Source organism: Mycobacterium sp. AT1, from assembly GCF_002043095.1.
GTDB lineage: Bacteria > Actinomycetota > Actinomycetes > Mycobacteriales > Mycobacteriaceae > Mycobacterium.
In genome coordinates this window covers 1-23783 of the sequence record NZ_MVOC01000055.1, presented here as the reverse complement: position 1 = coordinate 23783, position 23783 = coordinate 1, and the positions used below count along the sequence as shown (strand labels likewise).

Genomic DNA, 23783 nt, shown 5'->3' with positions numbered 1-23783 from the left:
TCAGGCGTTCTTGGCGGCGGTCGCGACGGCGGCGACGATGTTCGTATAGGCGCCACACCGACAGATGTTGCCGCTCATCCACTCTCGAATCTCCGCGTCGGACCCGGTGTGCCCCTCGTCGATGCAGCCGAGGCCAGACATGATCTGTCCGGAGGTGCAGTAGCCGCACTGGAACGCATCGGCGTCGACGAAGGCCTGCTGCAGCGGATGGAGTCGGCCGTTGTCGGCCACGCCCTCGATGGTCTTGACGTCGGCACCGTCGTGCATGACCGCCAGTGTGAGGCAGGAGTTCACCCGCTTGTCGTCGAGCAGCACGGTGCAGGCGCCGCAGGCACCCTGGTCGCACCCCTTCTTGGTGCCGGTGAGCCCGACACGCTCCCTGAGCATGTCGAGCAACGACGTCCGCACGTCGACGTCGACGTCGCGCTCCTCGCCGTTGATTCGCATCGCCACTCTGGTGGTCTGTTGCTCGGCGGGTGGGGCGTCGTCACCGCACCCACTGAGCGCCGACGCGGCGGCAGCGGCACCACCGACGGTGATGGAGGCACCGACGAAGGTTCGGCGGTTCATCTCGGGAGCCACCGAGCCGAGCGTACGCCGTGATCTTGTTCGGTGAAGTGTGGCGGAATTCAGCCCGGAATGACCAGCGAGAGAAGCCAACTGACGACCGACAGCACGATGGCGGCCCAGATGGCCGTCCACCAGAAGTCGTCGATGTAGAGGCCCCAGTGCGTGGTGTTCTCGGTGATACGAGAGGTGATCCACAACATCAGGGCGTTGACGACGACGTGGAACAGCCCGAGGGTGACGATGTACAGCGGTAGCGAAATCAGTTGCACGATCGGCTTGACGAACGCGTTGACGAGGCCGAATATCACCGCCACCACGAAGATGATGCCGACCCTCTGCAGCGTCGAGTCACCGCCGACGAACTCGACGCCCGCGACGAACTTGGTGACGACCCACAGCGCCAGACCGGTGAGCCCGGCGCGCAACAGAAACTGAACCATGCGCGGATCCTGCCACGGCCGTGGTCGTCAGGACCGCAGCAGATAGATGTCCATGATCCAGCCGTGCCGGTTGCGCGCCTCGGCCCGGACCGCCGCAATCCGCTCGCCAACGTCGGCGACGGTGCCCTCGAGCAGCAACTCGTCGGGGGTTCCTAGGTAGGCGCCCCACCAGATCTTAGTCGTCGGCGGGCAGTCGAGGAAGGCGCAGTCGCCGTCGAGCATCACCACCGCGGTGTCGCGCGGTGAGCGCCTGAATCGCGGTGATGCCGGGGATGACGTCGTAGGTGAACTCGACGCGGGCGGCGTGCCAGTCGGCGACGACCTGGCGGTACGCGGCACCGTCGGGAGCTTCCTTGGACCGCTTCGGATCGGGCAACTCGACGAAGCGATAGCCGGGTTTGCGGATGAACCGCTCGCAAATCTCCCGCCGCAGCGACACCAGGTAGTCCTTCACGGCACCCTTGTCGGAGGCGAAGAACACGTCGACGTCGTGGGCAGTCACGTAGCCGGGATCCCCGGCGCCGATGCCGATGACGTGGATCCGGCGCATTACCGGCCCCCTTCCGAAACCTGAAGTATCCGGTACCCGGGGTATTGACATCGTGAGCGCCACGTCATTAGGTTTCCAAGCACATGGGCGCATGGTTCGCTGAAGGGACGTCAACGATGACAGCCTCCGTCAAGGCAAGTGGCGCTCCGACGCGCGAGGAGTTCTCCGAGCGTCTGCTCCGTGGCTCGGTGAAGAAGTACTACGAGCCCGTCGTGGACGTGGACTGGGACGCCCCGCTCGACCCGGACAAGTTCTTCCTGCCGCCGAAGTCGGTCTCCCTGTACGGAACTCCGTTGTGGGACGCCATGACTCGCGAACAGCAAATCGAACTGTCCCGCCAAGAGTTCGTCAACACGCTCTCGGCGGGCATCTGGTTCGAGAACATTCTCAACCAGGCGCTGCTGCGCGACCTGATGCACGCCGACCCGACCGCACGCTCGACGCACTACGCCCTCACCGAGATGGGTGACGAGACCCGTCACATGGTGATGTTCGGCAGGGCCATCGAGAAGGTCGGCGGAAAGCCGATGCGCCCGAAGCGCTACCAGCGCATGATCATCAACCTTCTGCCGCTCACCTTCCGCGGTGCGCTCCTCTGGGTGGCGGCGCTGGTCGGGGAGGAGATCTTCGACTCGCTGCAGCGCAACATGATGGACGATCCCGACTTGCAACCGGTGGTCCAGCGCATCATGCGGATTCACGTCACCGAAGAAGCTCGGCACATCCAGTTCGCCCGCGACGGGGCGCGCAAGCGTGTCGCCGAGATGCCGTGGCTCAGCCGGATGTGGGTGGCCAATCTCAACGGCGTTGGCGGGCTGTTCTTCCGGCACCTGTTCACCAACGCCGCGCAGTATCGACGGGCTGGTCTGGACGGCAAGGAGGCTCGTCGCGTCGCCCGCACCAGCCCCCACCACCACGACGTTCAGGCGCTCGGCTTCGCCCCGCTGGCCGCGTTCCTCACCGACATCGGTTTGATGGGTCCGATCGCGCGCCGGCTGTGGACCCGCACCCACTTCCTCCCGTCCACGCCGTCCGCGCGGCCAACCGACGACGTCGCCACCGCGCAGGAGCGGGAACTGTACGACGGCCCGGCCGTCCTCCGCGTCGGGGACGTCGACCACACCGTCCGGGTCCGCCTGATCGGGCACCTCGAGCCGATCGACGGCCAATACCATTGGCAGGGAGCAATTTTCGGGGAGATCGCGGACGACGTGCTCAAGCGTCCATTGGCCACGCTGACGGTGGACGGCCGGACGGCACGGGCCCGCATCACCGAACGCACGCCGCAGGGCAACTACGGAGTTGTCGGCGTCGGCACCCCGCCGTTCGCGTAGCGGCCGCTTCGGCCAACTCGCCCCGCGTCAACTAGAACGTGTTCTAGTATTCGACTCATGCGGTTCACCTATGCGGAAGCCATGACCGATCCGAAGTACCTGATCCCGTTGGCCAAGGCGGCCGACGAGGCCGGGTACCACGCCATGACCATTCCGGACAGCGTCGCCTACCCCGAGGTGTCGGACTCGAAGTATCCGTACACCGAGGACGGCAACCGCGAGTTCCTGGACGGCAAGCCGTTCGTCGAGTCGTTCGCCCTCATCGGCGCGCTGTCGGCGGTGACCACCAAGCTGCACTTCAACATCTTCGTGCTCAAGCTGCCGATCCGACCGCCTGCCCTGGTGGCCAAGCAGGCCGGCTCGCTGGCCGCGATGTTCGACAACCGCCTCGGCCTCGGCGTCGGCACCAGCCCGTGGCCCGAGGACTACGAGATCATGGGCGTGCCGTATGCCAAGCGCGGTAAGCGCATGGACGAGTGCATCGACGTCATCCGCGGCCTCACCTCCGGTGACTACTTCGAATACCACGGCGAGTTCTACGACTTCCCCGCCTTCAAGATGACGCCAGCGCCGACCAAGCCGGTGCCGATCCTCGTCGGCGGGCACGCCGACGCCGCGCTGCGACGGGCCGCTCGCAACGACGGCTGGATGCACGGCGGCGGCGACCCCGAGGAACTCGACCCGCTGTTGGCCAAGCTCAAGAAGTACCGCGAGGACGAGGAACGGATCGGGCTGGCCGACGAGTTCGCGATCCACGTCATCTCCATCGACGGTTTCACCCTCGACGGCGTGAAGCGATTGGAGGACAAGGGCGTCACCGACGTCATCGTCGGCTTCCGCATCCCCTACATCATGGGCGACGACACCGAGCCGCTCGACGACAAGATCCGCAACCTGGAGTGGTTCGCGGAGAACGTCATCGCGAAGGCCGGTTAGGCCCGGGGCGCTCCCGCCACCAGGGCGTCGACTGCCCGCGCGCCGAGCACCTCGTCGAGCACCATGACGGCGCCGCCGACGGTTCCCGATTGGTTGCCGTACGCGGCGGGAATCACCTCAAGGGTCCGGGTCGCCTGCGCAGTGGCGTTGCCGTACAACGTCTCTCGCAGTCCGGCCACGAAGATCTCGTAGGCACCCGCCATGTCGCCCGCGACGACGACGACGGCCGGGTTCAACAGGTTCACCGCGGCGGCGAGCACCTCGCCGACGTACCGTCCGCTGTCGCGGATCATCCGGCGCGCCTCGGCGTCACCTCCGTGGGCGATTTCGACGACGTCGCGCAAGTTCCGCACCGAGCGGCCCTGCTGCTGAAGGGCGTGCACGAGTGCCCAGCCACCTGCGATGGCCTCGACGCAGCCGGTGTCGCCGCAGCGGCACGGAAGGCCAACTGCCGCAGCGATCTTGGTGTGGCCGAACTCGCCTGCGGCCTGCGCGGCGCCGCGTTGCAGCACCCCGCCCGCGACGATCCCCGCCCCGAGACCGCTCGACGCCTTGATCACGAGGACGTCGTCATGGCCACGCCCCTCGACGACGGCGATCGCGTTGGAGTCGTTGTCCAAGACCACGGGGGCATTCGACAGGCTGGGCAGCTCCGCGAAGTACGGCCGCAGCTCGACGCCGTCCCAGCCGCGAAGGATCGGTGAATCGCGGCTACACCCGCGGGCGCGGTCCACCGTGCCCGGCAGGCTCAGCCCGACTCCGTACACCGGGACGCCCGGGTAGTCCTGCAACATCACGTCGAGGCGCTTGACGACGTCGGGCATCAGGTCGTCGGGGCCGAGCGCGACCTCCTGGTCGATGTCGGTGATCGCCAACACCTCACCGGCCAGGTCGCACACCGCCAGCCGGGTGCGGCTGATGCCGATGGCCGCCGACAGCACGATGCCCGCGGCGACGTCGAAGGAGAGCAGCGTCGGGGGCCTGCCACCCGTCGAGGGTGCCTGTTCCCGTTCGCGGACCAGGCCGAGAGCGCTCAGGGCCGCGATTCGCGCGGCGACCGCCGTTCGCGACAACCCGGTGACCTGGCCGATTTCCGTGCGGGTGATGTCTCTGCGATCCCTGATCAGTGCGAAGACATCGCCCACGGTGGCCATCACCCGATTTAACCCCAGAGGCGTAAGCTGCGCCACTTTTGTGTCTTGAAATACAAAAGTCGGTTTGATGAAAGGCATAAGTGCGGCTACCGTTGGCCGGGTGACACGTTCTCTCGACCGACCGTCCGTACCCATGTCCGTGGTGTCACCGCCACCGTCGGTGCGCTGGCTTGCCGTGATGGCGCTTGCCATCGGCAGCTTCGCCATCGGAACCACCGAGTTCGTGGCCATGGGCCTGCTGCCCGACATCGCCTCGAGCCTCGGCATCACCGAGCCCATCGCGGGCCACGTCATCTCCGCCTACGCCCTCGGCGTCGTCGTCGGCGCCCCGGTCATCGCGTCCCTCACGGCGCATCTGCCCCGCAAGCTCCTGCTTCTCGGCCTGATTGCGCTGTTCACCGTCGGCAACCTGGCCAGCGTGCTGGCGCCGAGTTATGAGACCTTGATGGCCGCCCGGTTCGTCTCCGGCATTCCGCACGGCGCCTTCTTCGGCGTCGCCGCCCTGGTGGCAGCCCACCTGATGGGCCCGAAGAACCGCGCCAAGGCCGTCGCGCACGTGATGAGCGGCCTAACCGTCGCCACGGTGCTCGGTGTGCCGCTGGCATCCTTCCTCGGCCAGCACTTCGGCTGGCGCAGCGCATTCGGCTTGGTCGTACTGATCGGCATCGCGACCCTCGTCGCCATCTGGCATTGGCTGCCCGACCTCAAGTCGATGCACGTCACCAGCGCGCTCACCGAGCTCAGCGCCCTCCGTCGGCCCCAGGTGTGGCTGGCCCTGGTGCTCGGCATGGTCGGCTTCGGCGGCATGTTCGCCGTCTACACCTACGTGGCCACGACGCTGACCGACGTGTCAGGCCTGTCCCGCGGACTGGTTCCGCTTGGCCTGATGACGTTCGGCATCGGCATGGTCGTCGGCAACCTGGTCGGCGGCAAGATCGCCGACATCTCGGTGGTCAAGGCGCTGTACGCCTCGCTGATCTCCCTCGGCGCGATGCTGGCCCTGTTCGTCTGGCTCGTCCACAACCCGTGGACGGCACTGCTCGGCCTGTTCCTCATCGGGGCCTCCGGCTCGGCCATCGGCCCGGCGCTGCAGACCCGCCTGATGGACGTCGCCCACGGTGCACAGACGCTGGCGGCGGCGCTGAACCACTCCGCGCTCAACATCGCCAACGCCGCGGGCGCCTGGATCGGCGGCCTGGTCATCGCGGCGGGGTACGGCTACACCGCACCCGCGGGCGCAGGCGCCCTGCTTGCCGTCGCCGGCCTCGTCGTGCTGACCATTTCGGTACTACTGCAACGCTGGACGGAGCGCTCCCATGTCAGGTAATCGCGGATGGCACGTCGACGTTCACGTGCTCGGTCTTCGGCTCACCTTCACGGTGCGGCCGTGGCGCGGGCTCGTCGGCGCGGCGCGCTAACTAGTCGTCTTCGTCGATCTGGTCGTCTTCGTCGATGACGTGGATCGCCGCCTCCTCGGCAGACGCGGCACCCCCGTCGATTCCGACCTCGCGACCGAGTAGATCGGACTCGGTGTCGGCACCGAAGCCCTCGTCGGGCGCGACCAGCCGGCCCGCGCGCCGATCGCCCACCTCGTCGTCGCCGGCCTGCTCGTCGGGGTCGTCGAGCTGCATGGCCGGATCCGGTTCCTCCTCGGACAGGTGTTCGTCGAGCGTCTCGTTGTCCCTGGGCTCCTTCCACCGGTCCGGTGGTGAGTAGCCCTCGTCGAGCAGATCGTCGACTCCCCTGTCGACCAGGGTGTCCTCCTCGGTCAGCTGGTCGCCGTCGGCATCGGTGTAGTCACTGCTCATGGCACAACGATGTCACAGAAGGCAATCCCGATCTGTGTCAGTCTGGATTCATGACTGCACGCCACCTCGCTGGGCTGACCGGCGCCACGTTCGCCCTTGCCGCCAGCTTCCTCGTCGTCCCCACGGGCGGTGCTCCGACGGCGTCGGCCGCCCCATGCCCCGACGTCGAGGTGGTGTTCGCACGCGGCACATTCGCACCGCAGGGCCTCGGCGGCATCGGGCAGGAGTTCGTCGACGCCGTCCGCGCCAAGGTCGGCGCCAAGTCGGTCGGCGTCTACGCCGTCGTCTATCCGGCGAGCACCAACTTCCCGACCGCGGTTGACGGCATCCGCGACGCGGCGAACCACATCGAGGGCATGGCGGCAACGTGCCCCAACACCAAGATGGTGCTCGGCGGTTACTCGCAGGGCGCGGCGGTGGTCGGTTTCGTCACCGCGAACGCGGTGCCCGGTGGCGTCGACCCGGCCGACGTGCCACAGCCAATGCCCGCCAGCGTCGCCGACCACGTCGCGGCCGTGGCGCTGCTCGGCACGCCGGACACCCGGTTCATGGACATGATCGGCCAGCCCCCGGTGACCGTCGGTCCGCTCTACGCGGGCAAGACGATTCAGCTGTGCGCGCCGGGCGACCCCATCTGTTCCGACGGCGACGACGGCTCAGCGCACACCAGTTACACGAGGATCGGCTTGACCGACGAGGCCGCCGCCTTCGTCGCGAGCAAGGTCTGAGCGCGCCGTCCTGGTCACCGTCGCCGAGTTCCACGTCGCCGATCCGCCGGAGTCCTGGACCCGGGCCGGCTTCACCGTCGACGCCGATGCCGTGTGCCGGGTCGGTGGCGTCGGCATCCGCTTGGTCGGACGCGAACGCGGCACCGGCATCGTGGGGTGGTCGCTGCGCGGCGTGCCGGCGGACGTTCACGACCTCGACGGCGTACCGACCACGGCGTCGGACGCGTCCCCGGTCACGCCCGCGTCGCACCCGAACGGCGTCATCTCCGTGGACCACGTCGTGCTGCTGTCCCCGGATCTGGCGCGCACGGTCGCCGCGCTGGCCGACCTCGGGGTGCGACCCCGCCGCGAACGCGACGGCGAACTGGGCGGGCAGGCCATCCGCCAGATCTTCTTCCGCCTCGGGGAGGTGATCGTCGAGGTCGTGGGTGCGCCACACATTGCGGGCGACGGACCGTCGGGCCTGTGGGGGATGACGTACGTCGTCGACGACGTCGAGGCGACGGCCAAGTCGTTCGGCGACCACACCTCACCGGTCAAGGCCGCCGTCCAACCGGGTCGCCGAATTACCACGCTCCGACATCGCGAATTCGGAATGTCGGTACGGACGGCGCTGATCTCGCCGCATATCCTCGGCGGATGACCGAGACCGCGGACCCCGTCGTGATCCACACCGACGGCGGCTGCCGACCAAACCCCGGTCCCGGCGGCTGGGGGGCCGTGCTGCGCCACCGCGGGCACGTCCGCGAGATGTTCGGCGGCGAGCCGACCGACACCAGCAACAACCGGATGGAGCTGACGGCGCCGATCATGGCACTCGAGGCGCTCACCCGACCCGTCCTCGTGCACCTGTACACCGACAGCACCTACGTCCGCAGCGGCATCACCAAGTGGGTCCTCGGCTGGGAGCGCAACGGCTGGCTGACCTCGGCCAAGCAGCCGGTCAAGAACGTCGACCTGTGGAAGCGGCTGCAGGCCGCCTGCGCGGTGCACGAGGTCGAATGGTTCTGGGTGAAGGGACATTCCGGGGTGGCCGACAACGAGTTGGCCGACGTGCTCGCCACCAGGGGCCTGCAGCAGGCCACCGCCACGACCTAGCGCCGGTTATGACCAAAGCCTTACCCCGGCACCCCTGCCGCCGGCCCCGCCCTCGGAGCGGGTAACACTGTGTAATGGCACTCGTCGACAGCTCCGGCTTCCACCACGTTCGGCTCACCGTCACCGACATCGGACGGTCCAAGAAGTTCTACGACGAGGTGTTCGGCTGGCCGACGGCCGTCGACGCGTCCGACTCGGTCGACGAACCCGGTGTGACGGAGTCGCCGGAAAAGTTCTACGGCGGCGTCGTCTACCAGACCCCGCAGGGCACCCTCTTCGGGCTGCGGCCGGTCGGTGACTGCGAATTCGATTCCACGCGAACCGGTCTGGACCACGTGGGCTTCGCCGTGGCGGACCGCGCCGCACTCGAAGCCGCCAAGACCGCACTGCGGGACGCGGGCGTCACGCACGGAGAGATCGTCGACCTGACCGACGCTGGCATCGCCATCCTGTCGTTCCAGGATCCGGACGACATCAACGTCGAGCTGACCGCGCCGCTGTCGTAGCCGGCCCGCTCAGATCACCGGCTCGGCGACCCGACTCGGCGCCCGCAGCGCTTCGTAGCCCGACTCCTCCAGTTCGCGGCAATGCTGCTGGTACACCTGACCGCCGCCCATGTAGACGAGGAAGGCCTCGGGCTTGCCCGGCACGTTCTCACCGAGGAACCACGCCTTGGCCTTCTTGCCCTCGGTGTACATCACCGTCGCCTTGCCGGTGCGCTCGGTCTCCCCGGCCCACCAATCCTCGGACTCCTGCGTGGCTTCGAAGACGTCGACGTCGTTGTCCCTGGCCCAGCGCAGCGCACGCTGCAGCCATTGGGCGCCAAGCTGAATCGGCACCACCAGGTTCGAGTACGGCGTCTGCGGCCCAAGCGACATGAAGAAGTTCGGGAAGCCGTGCACACCGATGCCGAGGTTGGACTTCAGACCGTCCCGGTTCCACCTGTCCCGCAGGGTGATTCCGTCACGGCCGACGATGTCGATGTTGGTGAGCGTTCCGGTCATCGCGTCGAAGCCGGTGGCGAAGATCAGCACGTCGAGCTCGTACTCGGTGTCGCCGACGCGCACGCCCGTCGGGGTGATCGCGGTGATCGGGGTGGACGCGGTGTCGACCAGACGGACGTGGTCCAGGTTGAACGCGTGGTAGTAGCCGTGGCCGGTGGGAACGCGCTTGCCGTTGAACGAGTACGTCTTCGGGCTCAACAGGTCGGCGGTGGCCGGGTCCTTGACGATCTCGCGAATCTTGGACCGGATGAATTCGGAGGCCAACTCGCTGGCGGCGTGGTTGGTCGCGAGGTCGTTGAAGCACTCGTTCGCGAAGTGAAAGCCGCCCTCGTTCCACTTGCTCTCGAAGATGCTGCGGCGCTGCTCATCCGAGACTTCGAGGGCGCTGAACCGGGCGGGCTCCATCGCGACGCCGAACGGATGGTTGGCGGCCTTGTCGTAGATCGCGTCGTAGTTGTCCCGAAGCCACGCCATGTCGTCGGCGGTGACGGCGTCGTTCGTGGTCTCCACCACGAAGTTGGGCGTGCGCTGGAAGACGACGAATTCGTCGACCAGCGGGGCGATCTCGGGCACGATCTGGATTCCCGAAGCACCGAGCCCGATCAGGCCGACGCGCTTGCCGGCCAGGTCGACACCGTCCCGGGGCCAGTACGCGGTGTGGTACTTCTCGCCCGCGAAGGTGTCGACGCCTGCGATGTCGGGAAAGATTGGTTGCGACAGCACTCCCATGCCGCTGATCAGATACTTGGCCACCACGGGTGCGCCGCCCTCGATCTCCACCGTCCACGTGTTGTCGACCTCGTCGTAGCGGGCGGACCGAACGCGGGTGTTGAGCCTGATGTCACGGCGCAGGTCGAGGCGGTCGGCGACGAAGTTGAGGTAGGACAACACTTCTCGTCCCGCGGGGTAGCGCTGCGACCACGACCACTCGTCGCGCACCTCCTTGGAGAACGAGAAGGAGTAGTAGCTGTATTCACTGTCGGTCCGCACGCCGGGGTAGCGGTTGGCCAACCACGTTCCACCGACGCCGTCCTGGGCGTCCAGAACCAGGGTGTCCAGGCCGATCTCGCGGAGATGGTGCAGGATCGCCAGGCCGGAGAAGCCGGCCCCGATCACGATGGCGTCATGCGTTTCGATGCTCATGGTCGTCGTTCCTTCGGTTCAGACGGCGGCGGATGGGGTGAGGTGCTGATGGGCGTTGGCGGTACGGCGTGCGCGGTACCAGTCGGCGATGGCGGCGACACCCGCGTCGGCGGACGCCAGATTGCCTGCCTGCAGGGGAAATACGTGCTGCTCCCCGTGCGCGACGTCGAACGTGACGTCCACGCCCGCCGTCCTTGCCAAGGCCTCCAGCCGGGTGGCGTCGGAGAAGAGCGATTCGACGTCGGAGGCGGTGACGTACAGCGGCGGGAATCCGGCGAAGTCCGCGTAGAGCGGGTTCACCAGCGGATCGGTCGGGTCGGCACCACCGGAGAGGTAGCGGTCGATGTTGCCCTGCAGTCCTTCTCGCGTGATCAGGAAGTCGGTGGCGTCGTTGGTCACCAGGGTCTCCCCCGTGTTCTCCATGTCCAGCCACGGCGAGACGGTCACGACGAGTCCCGGGGTGCGCCTGCCGTCACGCAGCATGCGCAGCGTGGTGGCGATGGCGATGCTGGCGCCGGCGCTGTCCCCGACGAACGTGATGTCGGCCGGGTCGGTGCCACCGTCGACCAGCGCGTCGAACACCGAGGTCGCGTCGTCGAGCTGCGCGGGGAAGGGATGTTCGGGGGCGCGCCGGAAGTCGGCGACGAAGGCGTGGGTGCCGCAGGCCTTGGCGACGTGGCCGGCCAGCTTGCGGTGACTGGCCGACGAGCCAAGCGCGAAGCCGCCGCCGTGCAGGAACACCAGCACCTGGCCGGGGTCGGCCGTCAGCGGCGTCACCAGGACTCCTGGCACACCGCCCAATTCGGTGGTCTCGTAGGTGACGTCGGACGGCTCGGTGGTGACGCGCTGCCAGTCCTCGAACAGCCACCGCATGAGCCGCAGTGACATGTCCGGATTGGCGATGAACTCCTCTGTCCACTCGGCGTACATCCGGCCCAGCGGATCGGTCGGTTGGATGGTCATTCGGCTCTCCTGATCTGGTCCACCGCGACTGTGACCTGCGGCACTGCAGCCAGTGTGGGTCGGTGCCGGGCGCCGACCGGGGGGTGTCGCAAATTGACGCAGTGCTGTCTCACCGTGACGCACGTCACCTCGCCGTCCGGGCGTCACGTCAGGCTTCAGCCACCACGAACCACCGACGAGGAGATGCACCGATGAACCGTTTGGACGGCAAGATTGCACTGGTCACCGGCTCGTGCCGGGGCATTGGGCACGCCATCGCCGAGGCATTCGCCAGGGAGGGCGCCACCACCATCGCCACCGGTCGGTCCAAGACCGACGAGTCGTTCGGGCCGCGTTCGGCGGGCATCGACTACCGCCAGCTGGACGTGTCCCAGGAAGACGACTGGGCAACGGTGGTCGACGACGTCGTCGACCGCTACGGACGCGTCGACGTCCTGGCCAACAACGCGGGCATCATCGCCTACCAGGCGCTGCACGAACTCAGCGTCGCCGAGTGGGAACGCGTCATCGCCACCAATCAGACCGGCACGTTCCTTGGCATGCGCTCGGTGATCCCCCACATGGTGGGCCGACGCAGCGGTTCGATCGTCAACGTGTCGTCGATCTGGGGCAACGCCGCCGTGCCAGGCGCACACGCGTATCACGCCACCAAGGGCGCGGTGCGCAACATGTCGAAGAGCGCCGCGATCAGCTACGCGAAGGACAACGTGCGGGTGAACTCGGTGCACCCCGGGTTCGTCAAGACGCCGCTGACCGACGCGCAGGAGGTCGAGATCAACGACTTCGTCGTGGCGCAGACTCCGATGGGCCGGCCGGGGCTGCCCGAGGAGATCGCCAACGGCGTGGTGTTCCTCGCCTCCGACGAGGCCAGCTTCGTCACCGGTTCGGAACTGGTGATCGACGGCGGCTATCTGGCGCAGTAGCTCAGCCAGAAAGGTTGTACGTCTTGAGCTTTCGGTGGATCGTCGCGCGCGAGACACCGAGCAGCTCGGCCGCCTTGGACCGGTTGCCGCCCGCCTCCTGGAGGGCCCGGCGGATGGTCTCCATCTCGGTGCGCTCGATCATCGACCAGGAGCGGTGCGCCCGCAACGAGTCGGGCAGCTGGTCGAGTTGCACCACGCCGCGGGACCCCTCGGCCACCATCTGGGCGACCAGCGTCCGGAGTTCGGCGAGGTTGCCAGGCCATCCGGCGGCCTCCAGCGCGCGGCGCGCGTCGTCGCCGAGCGCCAGGCGCAATCCCGGAGAGCGTTGGGCAGCAAAGGCATTCCACAACGCGGGGATGTCCGAAGACCGCTCCCGCAGCGGCGGCACCCAGACCATCGCCACCCCAAGCCGGGTGGCCATGGCAGCGGCCTCTGACTGCGTGGCAGCCGTCGCCGTGACGAGCACCGAGCCCAGACCAGTGTTGGCCTCGATCAACGACCTCAGAGCGGCGAGCGCCCGAGGGTCGAGGTGCTCCACCGCGCGGACGACCACCCGCGTCGGGCCTTCGACCGCGTCGACGAGCTCCTGCAGCCACGCCTGGTCGCCGATGATCTGGCGCTGTGCGGTGTGCACCACCGCGACGTCGGGCTGTACCGAGCCCGGCCGGTACGGGCGACCAAGCGCCAGCGAGGTCTTGCCGCTGCCCGGTTCGCCCGCGACGAGAAGTGCCGTGCGCGCGGAGATGTGCCTGCTGACGTGGTGGGCCACCCCCAGCCACGACTTGGTCTGTCCCACCAGCCCATCCGAGGCGGGCCTGCCGTGCCCGACCGTCACCCGCGGCGCGGGCCGCAGGGCCGCCACCACACCAGCACCGGCGTCGAGCACCGTGGCGTCGACGGCCGTCGTGCCGGTCGACAGCTCCGCGGTGAGGCGGGCTTCGTGCCGCAGCCCGGCACACAGGTGGCCGATCAGGTCGACGTCGGTCTGGGTCAGTTCCCCGGCCCGCCGGCTCCGCATCGTCAGCCCGTCGGGACCGAACGCCACCACGGGCCCGTCGTGGCGCGCTGACGCGTCGAGGAAGGCCGCCAGCATGGCGCGCGACCCCGGCTGCGCGGCGTCGAGGACGTGCTGTTGCAGTTGCGCGGCAAGCGAATTGGTCAGCGGCAGCAGCAGGCCGCTGCGTTCGTCGATCTTGGTCGACATGGTGACCGCGGCCAACAGCTTGCCGGTGATGGGATGCCACACCGGCGCACCGGTGCACAGCGCGTCGTGATAGACGTCGGCAAAATGCTCGGCGCCGGAGATCTGCACGCTCCTGCCCGATGCGATCGCCGTTCCAACGCCGTTGGTGCCGACGGCGTCCTCGGCGAGCACGGCACCGCGTACCGTCCCGAGCCGGTCCAGCTGGTTCATCGCCGACGAGTCCAGCGACCACCGCTGCACGATGCGACCGTGAGCGTCGGCGAGCAACAGACCCATGCCCGAGCCGGCCAGGTCCTCCGCGGCGCGGGCCATCGGGGCCTGGAACATCTCGAGCAAGTGGTTGTCGATCAGGTCCTCGTCGACCCGGGGAACGTCGCGGACGTTACCCGGCGCACCCAGCGCGTTCTTCGAGCGCAGCCACGATTCGAGAAGCCCTGCAGGCACCGCGCGGTCCGGGTCCGTGGCAGTCAGAATCTCCGCCCGCAGCTCCTCGAGCCTCGAACCCCTTGGCCGTTCAGACACGGGCATCTCCTCACCTCACGCCTTCGGGAGGCCAATCGGCTAAATGCGATCTGGATCACAAATCCTAGACCCGATCTTGCGGGCCAAAGCCGGTCCCGCGTGCGACTGTCTCAAAAAGACGCAGTCGTATCCGGGGTCACATTCGAGTCCTAGCGTGATGAACCATGACGACGACGCTGGCTGGACTCTCCACCACCTCCATCGGCCCCGAGGCCGACATTGCGGTCGTGCACGGCCGACGTGTTCCGACGGGATTGTTCATCGGAGGTGAATGGCGCACTGCCGAAGGGACATTCGCAGTCCTCGACCCGGCCACCGGCAACGAGATAGCCCAGATGTCCGACGGCGGCCCGGCCGACGCGATCGCCGCCCTCGATGCGGCCGCCGACGCGCAGTCCCGGTGGCGGCACGTCGCGCCGCGCGATCGCGCCGACCTGTTCACCCGCGCCCACGGCCTCCTGCTGTCGCGCGCCGCCGAGTTCGCCGACGTGATGACCGCCGAGAGCGGCAAGCCCCTTACCGAGTCGCGCGCCGAGTTCGCGCTGTCGGCGGAGTTCTTCCTCTGGTACACCGAGCAGATCGCCCATCTGCACGGCACGTGGGCGCCGGCGTCTCATGGCGGCTACCGCGTGATCACCACGCATCAGCCCGTCGGGCCGGCCCTGCTGATCACGCCGTGGAACTTCCCCATGTTGATGATCGCCCGCAAGGCGGGGGCAGCCCTGGCCGCAGGCTGCCCGGTCATCGTGAAGTCCGCCAAGGAAACGCCGCTCACGTGTGCGCTGTTCGTCGAAACCCTGCGCGAGGCAGGGTTTCCCAGCGGCGCGGTCAACCTCGTCCACACCACCGATTCGGGCCCGGTGTCGGCAGCCCTTATGGCCGACGAACGCCTGCGCAAGGTGAGCTTCACCGGGTCGACCGGCGTGGGCGCCACCCTGCTGGAACAGGCCGCGCCCGGCATCGTCAACACCTCGATGGAACTGGGCGGGGACGGGCCGTTCATCGTGCTCGACGACGCCGACGTCGAGCTGGCCGCCCAGCAGGCCGTCGTCTCGAAGTTCCGCAACGCGGGACAGGCGTGCGTCGCGGCCAACCGCATCATCGTGCACACCGACGTAATCGAGCAGTTCACCGAACGATTCGTCGAACTCACCAAACAGCTCGTGGTCGGCAACGGCTTCGAGGCGGGCGTCGACGTCGGGCCGATCATCTCCGAGCGCCAACGCGACACCGTCGTCGGCCTGGTCGAGACGCTGCGCGCGGCCGGTGCCGAACTGTTGGTCGGCGGGTCCGCCCACGACGGCGCGGGCTACTTCTTCGAGCCGACGGTGTTCCGCGTGCACGACCGGCCACAAGAGCTGTGCAGCCGAGAACTGTTCGCCCCCATCGCCACCGTGTACGAAGTCGGGTCGACGGCCGAGGCGATCGCCTTCGCCAACGACACCAAGTACGGGCTGGCCGCGTACGTGTTCACCAGGGACCTGTCCAGGGCGGTCGCCGTGAGTGAGCGGCTCGACTTCGGCATGGTCGGCGTCAACCGCGGCATCATGGCCGACCCTGCGGCGGCCTTCGGCGGCGTGAAGGCCTCCGGCCTCGGACGCGAAGGCGGACACGACGCCATCCACGACTACCTGGAGCCGAAGTACCTCGCGCTCACCGTCAACGAGGAAGAAGGTCTGTCATGACCAGCACGATCGCGTCGCCGATGCACACTGTCAACGATCTGGGCCTCGGGCTGCTACGTCAGCCGTCGATGGTGCTTTTCGGGCCGGGGCAGCGCAGGCAGATCGCACGGGTGGTGCAGGGGATCGCCGATCGCGTGCTGATGATCACCGACTCCCGGATGGCGGCCAGCGCGGAATTCGTCCAGATCGTCGACGCCATTCAGCAGCAGGGCGTTTCGGTGTCGGTGTACGACGGGACAGAGCCGGACCTGCCGCGCCGCAACGTCGTCGACGTGGTCGAGCGCTTCGGGGGCAGCTCCATCGGCGCGATCGTCGGCATCGGTGGCGGATCCTGCATGGACCTGGCCAAGGTCGCCTCGGCGGTGCTCACGCACGGCGGCGACGTCCGCGACTACTACGGTCAGTTCCTGGTCCCAGGGCCAGGAATCCCGGTGATCACCGTGCCCACCACCGGCGGCACCGGTGCCGAAGTCACCTGCATCTCGGTGGTCTTGGACGAGGAGCAGGGTATGAAGGTCGGGGTCGCCAGTCCGTTCCTGGAGGCGTACGCGGCGATCGTCGACCCGGAGCTCACGCTGACCTGCCCGCCGGGGCTGACGGCGGCGTCGGGGGCCGATGCCCTCTCACATCTGATCGAGGCGTTCACCGGTCGTGCGAAGAACCCCGATGCCGACCAGCTGGCCACCACGCTGTACGCGGGCAAGAACCTCCTCGCCGACGTCTACGCCCGCAACGGCCTTGCGCTGCTGAACGACTCGTTGCCCGCCGTGGCCGCCGATCCGACGAACCTCGACGCGAGGTCGAACACGCTGTTCGGTGCGTACTGCGCGGGCATGGCGATCAACACCGCGGGAACCGCTGGCGCACATGCGATTCAGTCCCCCATCGGCAACCTCACCCACACCCCGCACGGCTTCGGCATCAGCGCCCTGCTGCCCTACGTCATGCGCTACAACTTGCCGACCCGGGTTCCGGAGTTCGCCGAGATCGGCCGCATCCTCGGGGTGGCAGGCGCGTCGGATCCCGAAGAGACGCAGGCGCGAGCGGCCATCGAACGCATCGAGGCCATCCTCGAGACGCTGGGCGCGCCGTTGGATCTCCGCACGCTCGGGCTGCAGCCGGCGAACTTCGGCTTCGTCGCCAAGCAGGCGATGCTCGCCACCCGGCTGACTGCCAACAACCCCCGCGAGTTGACCGTGGAATCGGTGACGTCGATCCTCGAGCGCGGCTACGACGGCGACCGGAGCTGGTGGCAGCTGTGAGCACGCCGCCCGTGGCCGTCCTCGGCGCGGGGTCCATCGGGGTGTCGTTTGCGATCCTGTTCGCGTGCAACGGTTTCGACGTCTCGGTATACGATCCGTTCGACGACGCCCTCCCCCGGGCCGGGGCGGACCTTCGGGAACGGCTGCGGCAGTTCACCGGCACTGACGACGCCGCGGCGCGGGTCCGGTTCACCTCCGATCTCGACGTCGCGGTCACGGGTTCCGGTTTCGTCCAGGAGTGTGCGCCCGAGCGGGTCGAACTGAAGCGAGAGTTGTTGCAGCAGGCCGCCACCCGGACCGGTGCCGACGTGCCGTTGGCCAGCTCGAGCTCGGCGATCGTGGCGAGCCGGATCGCCGACGGGCTCGACGATGCCGTCGCCGAGCGCATCCTGGTCGGCCATCCGGGAAACCCGCCCTACCTACTGCCCGTCGTCGAGGTGGTGCCGTCCCCCGTGACCTCCGAGGCCATCACCGAGCGGACGACCGAGGTGTACCGCGCCGCCGGGCTTCGGCCAGTGCTGGTGCGCCGCGAGGTAGAGGGCTTCCTGTTCAACCGTCTTCAGGGCGCACTGCTGCGGGAGGCGTACTGCCTGGTCCGCGACGGTGTCGCGAGCGTGGACGACGTCGACGAGGTGGTGCGCAGCGGGTTGGGCCGCCGCTGGGCCGTGATCGGCCCGTTCGAGACGTCCGACCTGAACACCCGCGGCGGCATCGAGTCCCACGCCGTGAAGATGGGCCCGGCGTACGAGCGCATGGGTGCCGAACGCGGACAACACGATCCGTGGGCGCCCGAGTTGGTGGCCGAGGTGACCGCGCAGCGCCGGGCGCTGCTGGACCTCGACGACTGGGATGAGCGGGTCCGGTGGCGCGACGCTCAACTCATCCGAATGCGCGACGCGCTCGGCGCCGACCATCGGGGTGATCAGACGAGGGTGCGACCGCCGTCGAGGGCCAGCACCGAACCGGTGGCATAGGACAAGTCCGCAGACGTCAACACCAGGACCGCGTGCCACCTCTCCGACGATCTCGAAGGCCAGCCAAGCTGCCGACCGAACGTGTCGTGCTGCGGTAGCAGGCCGGTTGCGTCGACGTCCACGAGTCGTCGCGGAACGCGATCTCGCAGCCAGGGCTGCCGGCTATGCGGCGCGGCAAGCGAAGGAGATTCGAGTTACGCACTCCTGCAAGGGTTGACGCCTAGGGCGCTTCGGGCTCGCGCGGGGAGATGGCAGCGACGATGGCCGCGGCGAGTTGTTCGCAGTAGGCGTCATCGACGGGCATCTGCATCACCGCCTGACGCCAATACAGCGGGCCGGCAATCAGATCCATTGCCACGGTGAGATCGGTGTGAGGTGGCAACTCACCTCGGCGGACGGCCCGCTCGAACAGTTCCGCGGCCTTGGCGCGCCGTGGGTCGCGAACGTGTTCGGCCAACACCGCGGCCAGCTCCGGATTTCGAGTCGCTTCGGCGATCATGTCCGGAATGATGAGGCGCGCCAGCGGGTGCGACAACGCCGCGCGACCGTTGTCCAAGTACGACCTGACATCGCCGAGCAGATTTCCGGTGTCCGGCACGTCGATTGCCGCCAGCGCGAACCCGGCGACGAGCGTCACCGTGACGTCGAGCTTGGAGCGCCAGCGTCGGTAGATCGCGGCTTTCCCGACCCCGGCGCGCTTGGCTACAGCGTCCAGAGACAGTCGACCGTAGCCCACTCGCGCCAGCTCTTCGAAGAACGCAGACGTTATCGCATCGGTCACGTCTGCCTGTAGCACTGGACCGCCTGACGTGCGCTTCTTGGGAAATCGACCATCCGCCATGCCCACATCGTAACCGCAGGCGGAACAGTTGCGTTCCGTTTAGAGTTCATGTAGACAGGCGAGACGCAACCGTTCCGTTTCGTTAAGGAGAAGCCATGAAATTTCTGTTCCAAGACGAGTCATTTTCGTTCGAGACCTTGCGAGCCACTGGCTTTGCCAACTACGGCGGCGCCGATCTCGGCGAGGTCATCATGACTGCAGGCGCCATTCCCGAAGGAGACGAAGATGCGTGGCATCGCGAATGGAAGGCGACGGCCGCCCGGGTTCACGCTCTTGGCCTCGAATCAGCGGCCGGTGGACATCACGTCAGCGCACGTGAGGCACTTCTTCGAGCCTCCAATTACTACCGCACCGCCGAGTTCTTCCGCCGCGATGCTCCGACCGAAGACCCCGAAGTGCTCGATCTCTCGCGCCGCTCGCGCGACACCTTCGTCACGGCCATGGAACTGTTCGACTTCGGGTTCGAGGCCATCCGCATCCCCTACGAGGACACGACACTACCTGGCTACCTCTATCTGGTCGACGACTCCGGAAATCCGCGTCCCACAATCATTTACACCAGCGGCTACGACTCCACACTGGAGGAGTCGTACTTTGCCATTGCCGCGGCGGCGCTGGCCCGCGGCTTCAACGTCCTGGCCGTCGACGGCCCGGGCCAGGGCGCTGCCCTACGCGAGCAACGCCTGGTGATGCGACCGGACTGGGAGGCCGTGATCACCCCGGTGATCGACTTCGCCCTGACTCGGCCCGAAATCGCGCCCACACAGATCACCCTGTTCGGGTACAGCCTCGGCGGATACTTGGTGGCGCGAGCGGCGGCCTTTGACGACCGTGTGGCCGCCGTGGTGCTTGACGACGGCATCTACGACTTCCACGCCGCGATCGTCAACGCGCTCCCGCCGTTCGTCCGGGCCTGGATCGACGAGGGCAACGACGCGGCGGCGATTCCCGTTCTGTCCATGTTGATGATGCACAACACCCAACTGCGCTGGGCGTTGCGCAACGGACTCTGGGTCATGGGACGCACCTCGCTGACCGACGTGCCACGCGCCTTCCGGGACTACACCCTTGCCGGCGTCGCCGAGCAGATCACCGCTGCCGTGTTGGTGCTCGACGCCGAACACGACCAGTTCCTCTCGGGCGAACCGCTGCGTGCGGCGAACGCCATGACAGCCGCCGATGTCACCCTGGTCACCCTGACCGAAGCCGAGGGGGCGGGCGAGCACAGCCACATGGGTGCCATGTCGCGAGCACATCAGACCATCTTTGATTGGCTCGACACCGCACTTGAACAGCGTCTTTCGAATTCATCCTGCTAGCGCACCACCCACCACGAGAAGGACGACGCGGCGACCGGTTGTGAAACCTTGACGCCCGGCGGCCCAGTGCGTGGTGGCGGTGCCTTCGTCATCCGGAACGCCGTGTGGCTCTCACACTGACTGGCGGAGTTGAATTTTCGAGTGTAAGCCGAGCCGATGCCGCGAAGGCCTCGGCACTGGGCTGCGCCGTGGCATTCTGGTAACCACGATGTCGGCAGAAACAGACTGGACCATACATCCCCTCGAGGGGTTGGGCCGGCTCGAGTTCGGCATGTCTCCGGCACAGGTGGATTCACTGTCGGCGACGTACGGCACCGTCACCGGTCGCGGTGCTGATCGCGTCGCCGACGACATGCTGCGCGAGACGCTGGCGATGTTCGGCGACGCGATGAGCGACGACGAGAAGCAGGCCTTCATCGCCGAGTACGCGGACAACGGCCCACCCGCAGACAGCGTGACCGAAACACGGGGTGACCTCGTGCTGCGGTATGAGGCCGACCGCCTCTGCGAAATCATGCCCGCCGGCCCACGACACCCGCTGTTCCTCGACGGCAGGAACGTCTTCGCACTACGCGGTCTCGAGCCACTGGAGTTGTTGGAGCGGCTGAACGAAGGCCCCGGGCGCTATGCAGACACCGAAGCGGCGTTCGACGACATCGCCATCTCGGTGACCGGGTTCAGCGTCAGCGATTCGGCGACCGGTGTGCTGGCGCTGGATGACTCCGACGAGCGTTTCCAGGAACGCACGGCGACCTTGCGGGACGTCCCCTATCTCCCCGAGCACGAGATGCACCGCTATGTCCTGCATTCGTTGCGGACAGTCACCGATCGGCCACCCCGGCCCAACTGACATCCCGCGCCGGCTGCTTTACTCTTCCCAGACCACCTCGTCCGGACTCTTGTCCGGTCGCATACCGCGCCAACTGGGGTGTCGGAGCCGGCCGTCGGACGTGCGCTCGCTATACCGCACCTCCCCAACCAGCGTGGGTTCGACGAACGTCACACCCCTGGCGTCGATCCCGGAAAGCCTTGTGTTGAATGGTGATTCATCGGTGCGCAACGGCGCGAGCGTCTTCTTCAGCGCCGCAAGGTCCTTGTCGGTGAACCCGGTGCCGACCCGGCCCGCGAACGCCAGGCCCTCACCCTCGGGCACGCCGATCATCAGTGCGCCGATCCCGCTGGTGCGGCCGCCCTCCCCCGCACGCCAGCCGCCGATCACCACCTCTTGCGTGAGCCACAGCTTGTCCTTGATCCACGACTGCGACCGCCTGCCTGGCTGATACGTGGAATCCCGCTTCTTCGCGACGACGCCCTCCCACCGCTTGGCACGCGCGTGCTCGAGCGCCTCGGGGCCGTCACCGCTCAGCTGTTCGGGCACGATCAGACCGCCGCCCTTGGCCAGCGTCTCGAGCAGCTTGCGCCGGTCGGAGTACTTGGCGCGCAACAGCGATCGACCGTCGAGCTGCAGGATGTCGAAGGCCCAGAACTCGATTCGCGTCGACCGGGCCCGGTTCTGCATCAGACCGAAGTTCGGCACGCCCGCGTCATCGAGCGCGACGACCTCGCCGTCCAGCGTGACGTGATGATCGGCCAGGTCGGCCGCCAGCGCCTTCAGTTGCGGGTACTCACCGGTGACGTCGCGGCCGCTGCGCGAATGCAACTTCAGCGCGCCGTGGTCGGCGTCCACCAGCAGCCGGTAGCCGTCCCACTTGCCCTCGAACGCCCATACCACCTTCGTGAGCCGCGACACCGAACCGTGCGTGGCGAGCATGGGTTTGACGTCCTCGGGGGTGGGCTGCGGCTGCTCCTTCATCCGGTGCGCCAGCCAGTTCTTGCCACCCGTCTGGATCAGCGCGTACCGCCCCGAGACCTTGCTGCCGTGCAGCGTGACGATCACCTCCCCTCCCTTCTCGGGCCCGTCGGGTGGGTTGTCGCGGAACTTCTCGGCCTCGTAGGTGCCGGAATCCCAGACGATGACCTCACCACCGCCGTACTCGCCCTTGGGAATCGAGCCCTCGAAGGTGGCGTACTCCAGCGGATGGTCTTCGGTGTGCACCGCAAGGTGGTTGACCGAGGTCTTCTCGGGCAGGTTCTTGGGCACCGCCCACGACACCAGCACGCCGTTGCGTTCGAGCCGGAAGTCGTAGTGCAGCCGTCGCGCGTGATGTTCCTGGATCACGAAGGTGTCGTCGTTGCCGACGGTCGGCGACGTTTGCGGCACCGGTTCTCGCGTCTTGCCCGCGTCACGCATGCTGCGGTAGGTCGTCAGCTTGTCTGGCAGCGGGACCAGGTCGTCGAGCGGTTCGAGCAGATCGCCTTGGGCGGCAACGCGTTCCAGCACTTCTTCGAAACGGAGGTGCCGCAGGTCGGGGTCTTCGATTTCGTCCCACGCGCGAGGCGCGGCGACGGTGGGCTCGTCCCTGCCCCGCATCGAGTACGGCGCGATCGTGGTCTTGGCGGCGCTGTTCTGACTCCAGTCGACGAACACCTTGCCGGCGCGCAGGCTCTTGGTCATCGTCGCAGTGACCTGTTTGGGCATCGTCTTCTCGAGCTGCTGGGCGATGCGCTTGGCCAGCGTCGACGCACCGGAGCTGCTGATCGGTTCCTGCAGCGGCACATACAGGTGCAGGCCCTTGCTGCCGCTGGTCAACGGGAAGGTGGTCAGACCGATGTCGGTGATCAGTCCCCGGACCTCTTGGGCGACTTCGCAGAGTTGACGAAAGGTCACGTCGTCACCGGGGTCGAGGTCGAACACGATCCGCGTCGCCGGTCCGGGCTCGGTTCCCACGAACCGCCACTGCGGGACGTGCACTTCCAGGGACGCTTGCTGCGCGAGCCAGGCCAGCCCCTCGCGGGTGTCGACGATCGGGTAGGTGGTGCTGCCCGACTTGTGTACGACGGTGCCGCGCTCTAGCCACTCCGGGGCCGACGACGCCAATTGCTTCTCGAAGAACTCCGACTCCCCCACGCCATTGGGCCAACGCTTGCGGGTGACGGGCCGACCCGCGATGTGCGGCACCATGACGTCGGCGATCGCGACGTAGTACTCGAAGATCTCCGCCTTCGTCGTGCCCGTGGCCGGATACAGCACCTTGTCGGGGTTGGTCAGCTTCACCCGCCCACAGCGCTCCACCACGTGACCGTATTACCCGCGACTTCCCGCGGGTGAACTTCCGGCCGGCTAGGCCGCGTTGGGCTCGGGGCCTCCGGGTCTGAGGTCGTCTTCGGCCGACGGTGCGTCCGGCTCGGCATCCGGTGGCCGGTACAGCCGTTCTGGGCGGTGGTAGTCGTTGACCCGGACCTGGCCGGTGTCCAACGCCGGGGG

General features: G+C 67.6%; 22 protein-coding genes and 1 pseudogene. 13 read left to right on the top strand and 10 right to left on the bottom strand.

The window, feature by feature from the left end; translation table 11 throughout:
- The 3 genes and pseudogenes from B1790_RS23890 to B1790_RS23880 form a co-directional block, all read right to left on the bottom strand.
- Complete coding sequence (locus B1790_RS23890) at positions 1-570, bottom strand: (2Fe-2S)-binding protein (RefSeq protein WP_079925771.1); 570 nt, start codon at positions 568-570, stop codon at positions 1-3.
- Positions 571-629: 59 nt separating this feature from the next.
- Positions 630-1010 (bottom strand): phage holin family protein, encoded by a 381-nt coding sequence (locus tag B1790_RS23885; RefSeq protein WP_079925770.1) that lies wholly within the window; start codon positions 1008-1010, stop codon positions 630-632.
- A gap of 27 nt (positions 1011-1037) precedes the next feature.
- Positions 1038-1560: pseudogene (locus B1790_RS23880) on the bottom strand (hypothetical protein).
- Between the two features lie 116 nt (positions 1561-1676).
- Here B1790_RS23880 and B1790_RS23875 point away from each other — a divergent pair.
- Together B1790_RS23875 and B1790_RS23870 are read left to right on the top strand one after the other, a co-directional pair.
- Entirely contained in the window at positions 1677-2894 is a 1218-nt protein-coding gene (locus tag B1790_RS23875; protein WP_079925836.1) for a diiron oxygenase, read from the top strand.
- Positions 2895-2951: 57 nt separating this feature from the next.
- The gene (locus tag B1790_RS23870) at positions 2952-3830 is read left to right on the top strand and encodes an LLM class flavin-dependent oxidoreductase (RefSeq protein WP_079925769.1); all 879 of its coding nucleotides are present in this window, start codon (positions 2952-2954) and stop codon (positions 3828-3830) included.
- On the opposite strand, the gene B1790_RS23865 is transcribed toward B1790_RS23870, so the two are convergent.
- A complete protein-coding gene (locus B1790_RS23865) occupies positions 3827-4984 on the bottom strand; it encodes an ROK family transcriptional regulator (RefSeq protein WP_079925768.1) in 1158 nt (385 codons plus the stop codon). The two genes, B1790_RS23870 and B1790_RS23865, sit on opposite strands and share 4 nt — an antisense overlap.
- Before the next feature lie 100 nt (positions 4985-5084).
- Between B1790_RS23865 and B1790_RS23860 the strand changes: the two genes are divergently transcribed.
- Positions 5085-6311: an MFS transporter gene (locus tag B1790_RS23860; RefSeq protein WP_079925767.1), complete on the top strand. Its 1227-nt coding sequence runs from the start codon at positions 5085-5087 to the stop codon at positions 6309-6311.
- 91 nt (positions 6312-6402) lie between these two features.
- Here B1790_RS23860 and B1790_RS23855 read toward each other — a convergent pair whose 3' ends face one another.
- Entirely contained in the window at positions 6403-6792 is a 390-nt protein-coding gene (locus B1790_RS23855; protein WP_079925766.1) for a DUF5709 domain-containing protein, read from the bottom strand.
- 50 nt (positions 6793-6842) lie between these two features.
- Here B1790_RS23855 and B1790_RS23850 point away from each other — a divergent pair, with 50 nt between their 5' ends.
- The 4 genes from B1790_RS23850 (at position 6843) to B1790_RS23835 (ending at position 9124) form a co-directional block, all read left to right on the top strand.
- Positions 6843-7520, top strand: a complete 678-nt coding sequence (locus tag B1790_RS23850; RefSeq protein WP_079925765.1) for a cutinase family protein — start codon at positions 6843-6845, stop codon at positions 7518-7520.
- 10 nt (positions 7521-7530) lie between these two features.
- Positions 7531-8163, top strand: a complete 633-nt coding sequence (locus B1790_RS23845) for a VOC family protein (RefSeq protein ID WP_079925764.1) — start codon at positions 7531-7533, stop codon at positions 8161-8163.
- Positions 8160-8618: a ribonuclease HI gene (gene rnhA / locus B1790_RS23840; protein WP_079925763.1), complete on the top strand. Its 459-nt coding sequence runs from the start codon at positions 8160-8162 to the stop codon at positions 8616-8618. The genes B1790_RS23845 and rnhA overlap by 4 nt, the downstream gene beginning before the upstream one ends.
- 74 nt (positions 8619-8692) lie before the next feature.
- The gene (locus tag B1790_RS23835; protein WP_079925762.1) at positions 8693-9124 is read left to right on the top strand and encodes a VOC family protein; all 432 of its coding nucleotides are present in this window, start codon (positions 8693-8695) and stop codon (positions 9122-9124) included.
- A gap of 9 nt (positions 9125-9133) precedes the next feature.
- On the opposite strand, the gene B1790_RS23830 is transcribed toward B1790_RS23835, so the two are convergent.
- Both B1790_RS23830 and B1790_RS23825 read right to left on the bottom strand, forming a co-directional pair.
- Positions 9134-10765, bottom strand: a complete 1632-nt coding sequence (locus B1790_RS23830; RefSeq protein ID WP_079925761.1) for an NAD(P)/FAD-dependent oxidoreductase — start codon at positions 10763-10765, stop codon at positions 9134-9136.
- An 18-nt stretch (positions 10766-10783) separates the two neighbouring features.
- The gene (locus B1790_RS23825) at positions 10784-11728 is read right to left on the bottom strand and encodes an alpha/beta hydrolase (protein ID WP_079925760.1); all 945 of its coding nucleotides are present in this window, start codon (positions 11726-11728) and stop codon (positions 10784-10786) included.
- 191 nt (positions 11729-11919) lie between these two features.
- Between B1790_RS23825 and B1790_RS23820 the strand changes: the two genes are divergently transcribed.
- Positions 11920-12651 carry an SDR family NAD(P)-dependent oxidoreductase gene (locus B1790_RS23820; RefSeq protein WP_079925759.1) on the top strand — a complete coding sequence of 244 codons (732 nt, stop codon included), beginning with the start codon at positions 11920-11922 and terminating at the stop codon, positions 12649-12651.
- Position 12652: 1 nt separating this feature from the next.
- Here B1790_RS23820 and B1790_RS23815 read toward each other — a convergent pair whose 3' ends face one another.
- Positions 12653-14383 (bottom strand): sigma-54-dependent Fis family transcriptional regulator, encoded by a 1731-nt coding sequence (locus B1790_RS23815; protein WP_142271475.1) that lies wholly within the window; start codon positions 14381-14383, stop codon positions 12653-12655.
- 158 nt (positions 14384-14541) lie between these two features.
- Here B1790_RS23815 and B1790_RS23810 point away from each other — a divergent pair, with 158 nt between their 5' ends.
- Genes B1790_RS23810 through B1790_RS23800 form a run of 3 tightly spaced genes read left to right on the top strand, consistent with a single transcriptional unit; the run spans position 14542 to position 18298 of the window.
- Positions 14542-16062, top strand: coding sequence for an NAD-dependent succinate-semialdehyde dehydrogenase (locus B1790_RS23810; RefSeq protein ID WP_079925758.1), 1521 nt, complete (start codon positions 14542-14544; stop codon positions 16060-16062).
- Complete coding sequence (locus tag B1790_RS23805; protein ID WP_079925757.1) at positions 16059-17324, top strand: iron-containing alcohol dehydrogenase; 1266 nt, start codon at positions 16059-16061, stop codon at positions 17322-17324. The genes B1790_RS23810 and B1790_RS23805 overlap by 4 nt, the downstream gene beginning before the upstream one ends.
- Positions 17321-18298, top strand: coding sequence for a 3-hydroxyacyl-CoA dehydrogenase (locus B1790_RS23800; RefSeq protein WP_233165293.1), 978 nt, complete (start codon positions 17321-17323; stop codon positions 18296-18298). Before B1790_RS23805 ends, B1790_RS23800 begins: the two co-directional genes overlap by 4 nt.
- A 220-nt stretch (positions 18299-18518) precedes the next feature.
- Here the strand turns inward: B1790_RS23800 and B1790_RS23795 are convergent, their stop codons facing one another.
- Positions 18519-19139, bottom strand: coding sequence for a TetR/AcrR family transcriptional regulator (locus B1790_RS23795; RefSeq protein ID WP_079925755.1), 621 nt, complete (start codon positions 19137-19139; stop codon positions 18519-18521).
- Between the two features lie 95 nt (positions 19140-19234).
- On the opposite strand from B1790_RS23795, the gene B1790_RS23790 reads away from it, so the two are divergent.
- The gene (locus tag B1790_RS23790; RefSeq protein WP_079925754.1) at positions 19235-20458 is read left to right on the top strand and encodes a S9 family peptidase; all 1224 of its coding nucleotides are present in this window, start codon (positions 19235-19237) and stop codon (positions 20456-20458) included.
- Positions 20459-20666: 208 nt separating this feature from the next.
- Positions 20667-21308, top strand: coding sequence for a hypothetical protein (locus tag B1790_RS23785; RefSeq protein ID WP_079925753.1), 642 nt, complete (start codon positions 20667-20669; stop codon positions 21306-21308).
- Positions 21309-21326: 18 nt separating this feature from the next.
- Here the strand turns inward: B1790_RS23785 and B1790_RS23780 are convergent, their stop codons facing one another.
- Positions 21327-23594, bottom strand: a complete 2268-nt coding sequence (locus B1790_RS23780) for an ATP-dependent DNA ligase (RefSeq protein WP_079925752.1) — start codon at positions 23592-23594, stop codon at positions 21327-21329.
- Between the last annotated feature and the right edge of the window lie 189 nt (positions 23595-23783).